The 4,232-nt window shown below is 77.6% G+C and carries 5 protein-coding genes; 2 read left to right on the top strand and 3 right to left on the bottom strand.

Features of this window, described 5'->3' with window-relative positions; all coding sequences use genetic code 11:
• Together AB0E96_RS38880 and AB0E96_RS38875 are read right to left on the bottom strand one after the other, a co-directional pair.
• A partial coding sequence (locus AB0E96_RS38880; protein WP_359831221.1) for a hypothetical protein occupies positions 1-740 on the bottom strand: 740 nt, incomplete at its 3' end.
• Between the two features lie 166 nt (positions 741-906).
• Positions 907-1,977 carry a hypothetical protein gene (locus AB0E96_RS38875; protein WP_359831219.1) on the bottom strand — a complete coding sequence of 357 codons (1,071 nt, stop codon included), beginning with the start codon at positions 1,975-1,977 and terminating at the stop codon, positions 907-909.
• A gap of 275 nt (positions 1,978-2,252) precedes the next feature.
• Between AB0E96_RS38875 and AB0E96_RS38870 the strand changes: the two genes are divergently transcribed.
• Entirely contained in the window at positions 2,253-2,660 is a 408-nt protein-coding gene (locus tag AB0E96_RS38870; protein ID WP_359831217.1) for a hypothetical protein, read from the top strand.
• A gap of 302 nt (positions 2,661-2,962) precedes the next feature.
• Positions 2,963-3,601 carry a sigma-70 family RNA polymerase sigma factor gene (locus AB0E96_RS38865; RefSeq protein WP_359831216.1) on the top strand — a complete coding sequence of 213 codons (639 nt, stop codon included), beginning with the start codon at positions 2,963-2,965 and terminating at the stop codon, positions 3,599-3,601.
• Between the two features lie 74 nt (positions 3,602-3,675).
• Here AB0E96_RS38865 and AB0E96_RS38860 read toward each other — a convergent pair.
• A partial coding sequence (locus tag AB0E96_RS38860; RefSeq protein WP_359831214.1) for a hypothetical protein occupies positions 3,676-4,232 on the bottom strand: 557 nt, incomplete at its 5' end.

Here is a 4,232-nt window from a genome sequence, read left to right as displayed (position 1 = left end):
GCGGCCTCGGCTGTCCTCCGCCCGCCCCCGACGCCCTGTCCGGGCCCGGGCCCCGACAGGGCGTCGGGGGCGGGCGGAGGACAGCCGAGGCCGCTGGGTAGCGTCCCGCCCGTCGCCGTGGCCGGGGTCCTCACGAGGAGGCTGAGCGGTTCCTGCCCGACGGCCGTCTCCCGGTAGGCGCTCCGGGGGTCCTCGGTCTCCCACACGACGGGACCGGATCCGTCCCGCTCCCGCCGCCGCCACGGAATGGACCGGTCCCGGTAGCCCTGCGCCCACCGGGCGAGGACCAGCCGGTCCCCGGTGTGCTCCGGCTGCTTCAGCACCGGGTCGTGGAACCGGTGGAGCGCCGGGCGCAGGCGGGCCAGGCGGTGGAAGGCGGCCGGCGCCGGTGGCAGCTCGCCGGTCACCGCTGCCGCCTCGTCGTCTCCGGCCGCCGCGTTCCCGGTCGCCTCCTCGGCGGGGAACCACCCGAGGGCGAACGACTCCAGGGCACCGATGGGATCGGGTGCCACCTGGTCGAGCCAGTCCACCGGCGGCACGGCGCCGGGTGCGGAGTCCGGCCTGACCACGTCCGGCAGCTCCCGGCTCAGCGGTTCGCGGAACTCCGGTTCGGCCGGGCCGGCGTGGACGGTCCCCGGGGGCGTTCCCCGGTGGAGGGCGGCGCCGAGCGGCAGACAGCCCTGTTCCAGGCGGGCGAAGAGCCGGATCGGCGGGCTGTTCCGAGGGCGGAACCCCGGCACCGTCTCGCCCCCCGCAGGAGCACCTTCACGGGGTTCTGGACCCCGTTCGTCGGGTCGTCCCCGGGGCCGAGGAGGATGACGGTCGCGTCCGCCCCCGCTCCGATCAGCGCCGGGCCCGTCGTGTACCGGCGGAGCCCGGCTCCGAGGGCTGTGCCGTGCCGACGCCCTAGCGAGGGGCGCCGACTTCCAGGGTTCCCGCCCCGGCCCGCTGCCGTTCGGCCATGGCGTCGCCGACGAGGGCGGCGAGTTCGAGGTGGTCGAGGCGGGTGCGGGGGCGCCGGCCGGGGGCGGTGTGCGGGAGGGCGAGGGCGCCGCGGCAGCGGGTGCGGAAGTGGGGGAGGAGGTCGCGGTCGGCGACCGGGCGGTCGGTGGGGGCGGCGGGGGTGAACGCGGCGACGGCGCCGTGGACGAGGTGGCCGTGGCCGAGGGCGGTGAGGTGGTCGATGAGGGCGTCGGTGGTGCGGGCCCCGGTGGCGCAGGCCCGGGCGTGGAGCAGCAGGTGGTCGGTGTGGCCGGCGGCGGCGAGTTGGACCTCGGGCGGGGCGCCGGCGGTGTCGGCGAGGACCACGGGGTAGTGGCCGTCGGCCTCGTCGAGGGCCTGCCGCAGGGCGGCCGGGTCCGGCTTGACGGACCGCAGTACGAGCCGGCTGCCGGTGCGGAACTCGTTCCCGGGGGTGCCGGTGGTGGAGAGGACGAGCACGGGGTGGGCCCGGTGTTCCGCGAGCAGTCCGCCGAGCAGGGCGCCGAGGGCGACGGTGCCCTCCTCGGTGGGGTCGCCCAGGACGGCGATCCGGTGGCGGGCCCGCAGCGGCACCCGGACGCGTTCGAGCAGGCGTTGCCGTCGGGCCTCGGTGCCGCCGGGGAGGGTGAGCCGCCGGGTGCGCGGGCGGTCCTCCGGGCCGGGGTGCCGGGCGGGCGGGGCGAGGAGCGGGCCGGGGGCCGTCATGACCGGGACGGCCGCGGGCGCGGCCGTCGGGAACGCCGTCGCCGGGAGTGCGGCCGTCGGGAGCGTCACCACGGGGAGTTCCGCTGTCGGGAACGCCGTCGCCGGGGCCGGTCCGCCGGTCGCCGCCCGGGTGAACAACCGCCGTTCGGCGGGCGGGATCAGGACGGTGCCGAGCGGGTCGAGCGGGTGCCGGGGCCGCAGGGCGACCGGTTCGGGCCAGGTGGCCGGCGAGTAGTCGGGTGCGGCCGGGGTGGTGCCGCCCGCGACCGGGGCGCCGTCGGGGAAAGCCATCGGAGGACCTCCCGGTCCGTGGTGCGCCGGACCGGTGCCTCCGCTTCGGCCCGTCCGTACAGCAGGGAGTACGGCTGAAGGAGTGCTTCCGGTTCACCTGAACCACTGTCGGCGGAGGGCGCGTTGAGCGGGGCAGGGCGTATGGAGCGCCCGGTGGACACATCGGGAGACCGCATCGGAAAAACCCTCTGCCTGACCGGCTACCGATCGGTACCGTCGTTCGGTGGCACCCGGCGTCCGCCGAGTGCCACCGAGTCGGAAGGAGCGTGAGTCCCGTGAACGGGACGGGGCGGGGACGCTGCATGGCGGCGGACGGGTCGGAGGTACGGGATTTCGTCGCGGCCCTGGTGCGGGCCGGGGCGCCGGTCGAGGCGGGGCCGGCCGGGCTGGCGGTGCCGGAGGCGGGGGTGGAGGAGGTGATCGCGGTCGCCCGGCGGTTGGCGCTGCGCGCGGTGCCGGCGGGGCGGCGGGGGTGGCCGCGGCCCGAGCCGGGGCTGCTGGGCGTGGCCACGGCGCTGGTCGTGGACGAGCATCCGTCGGCCGCGCGGTGGTCGGGGGCGGAGCGCAAGCGGCTGGCGACCTGGGTCGCGGTGCTGATCGAGCACCGGGGCGAGGACGGGGTGCAGGAGCTGGTCCGGGCGCTCGCGGGGGCTGACGGCAGGGGGTTGACGGCAGGGGGTTGACGGCGGAGGGCTGACGGCAGGGCGGCTGACGGCCGGGGGGCCGCGGCAGCCGGCCGACGCGGGCGGCTCACGGCCGCTAACGATCGGCCAACAGTCGTCGGGGCCCGCCAACGGTGGCACCCGGGGCCGGCCCGAGTGCTCCTGACGAGGGGCGTTGGCGGATCCTTGGTGCGGACTTGGCGGACTCCGGCAGTGTGCTGTCGCAGCCACCGCCGGGGACGTCCGGCCGGTGCCCGGCACGCCCTGCCCGCGTGCCGTGCCCCTGCCCGGGTTGCGCCCCTGCCCGACCTGAGAGGTAGCGCGTGTCGAAGCCGTCCGCCGCCCAGCCCACGTCCGTCACCCCGTCGTCCGGGGGTCCGGCGGACGCGCCCCGAGGCGCCAGCGCCCCGGCCCGTCCGACGCTCGACCCCGACACGCTCGCCGAGATCCACCGGCTGCACGGCGGGTACCTGCTGCGCGCGTTGCTGCGGGCCACCGGCGGGGACCGCGGCAAGGCCGAGGACATCCTCCAGGAGACCCTGCTGCGCGCCTGGCAGCACCCGGAGGCGCTGTCCGCGGGGCCGGAGGCGAGCCGGCCCTGGCTCTTCACCGTCGCCCGGCGGATCGCGATCGACCACTACCGGATGGCCGCCGCCCGCGCCAAGGAAGTGATCGGCGAACAGGTGGAGGACCGGCCCGCCTCGGACGACCCGTACGAGCAGGTGGTGGTGGCCCGGGACATCGCGCTGGCGCTGCGCCGGGTGCAGAAGCACCACCGCGAGGTGCTGGTCGAACTCCACCTCAAGGACCGTTCGGTGCTGGAGGCCGCGGCCCGTCTGGGGGTGCCGCCGGGGACGGTCAAGTCCCGCAACTTCTACGCGATCCGGGCGCTGCGTCCGGTGCTGGCGGCGGAGCACGGGTACGCGCCGACGGGGCGCGGGGCCGCTCCGGCCGCGGGCTGACAGGCCACGCCGGACCGGCAGACCGGGCCGTCCCGGAGCCGCGCCGCCGCCGTTTCGAAGCCGTCCCGCCGCGTTCAGTCCTCCGCGGACCGCCGGCCGGTGCGCAGGTCGAGCGACTCCTCCAGGCTGGTGGTGAACCCGCTGACGTAGCCCGCCTGCCGGTCGTGGGCGCGGAAGCGGTCCAGCGCCGTGCGCAGCCGGCCGCGCACCTCCGGCTCCCGGCCGCGGGCCAACAGGTGGGCGGCGTAGGACTGTTCGGCCAGCGCGTGCAGGTACAGCAGCCCGGCCTCCTCGCAGGCGGCGAGCAGCCGGTGCCAGGCGAGGTCGGCGGCGTCCTCGCGGACGGTCGGCGGCAGGGCCTGCGCCTCGGTCAGCAGCGACCAGAGGTGGACCTGGGTGACGGGCGTGGCCGGCAGCAGTTCCCGGGCCTCGCGGGAGCGGCGCTGGGCGCCCTCGCGGTCCCCGACGGCCAGGCTCACCCAGCCCTGGTGCACCTTGGCGTCGACCAGCCGGCGGCGGTCGCCGGACTCCAGCGCGAGCGCGGTGGCGGAGGCCGCCAGCCGCTCGGCCTCGGCGGAGTGGCCGAGCATCGCGGTGACCAGCGCCAGCGTGGCGAGCGCCCGGACGTGCG

Origin of the sequence: Kitasatospora sp. NPDC036755, from assembly GCF_040636595.1 — a bacterium.
Lineage (GTDB): Bacteria > Actinomycetota > Actinomycetes > Streptomycetales > Streptomycetaceae > Kitasatospora.
Note: the sequence above shows the minus strand (reverse complement) of the source record. Positions and strands in the feature narration are given on the sequence as shown.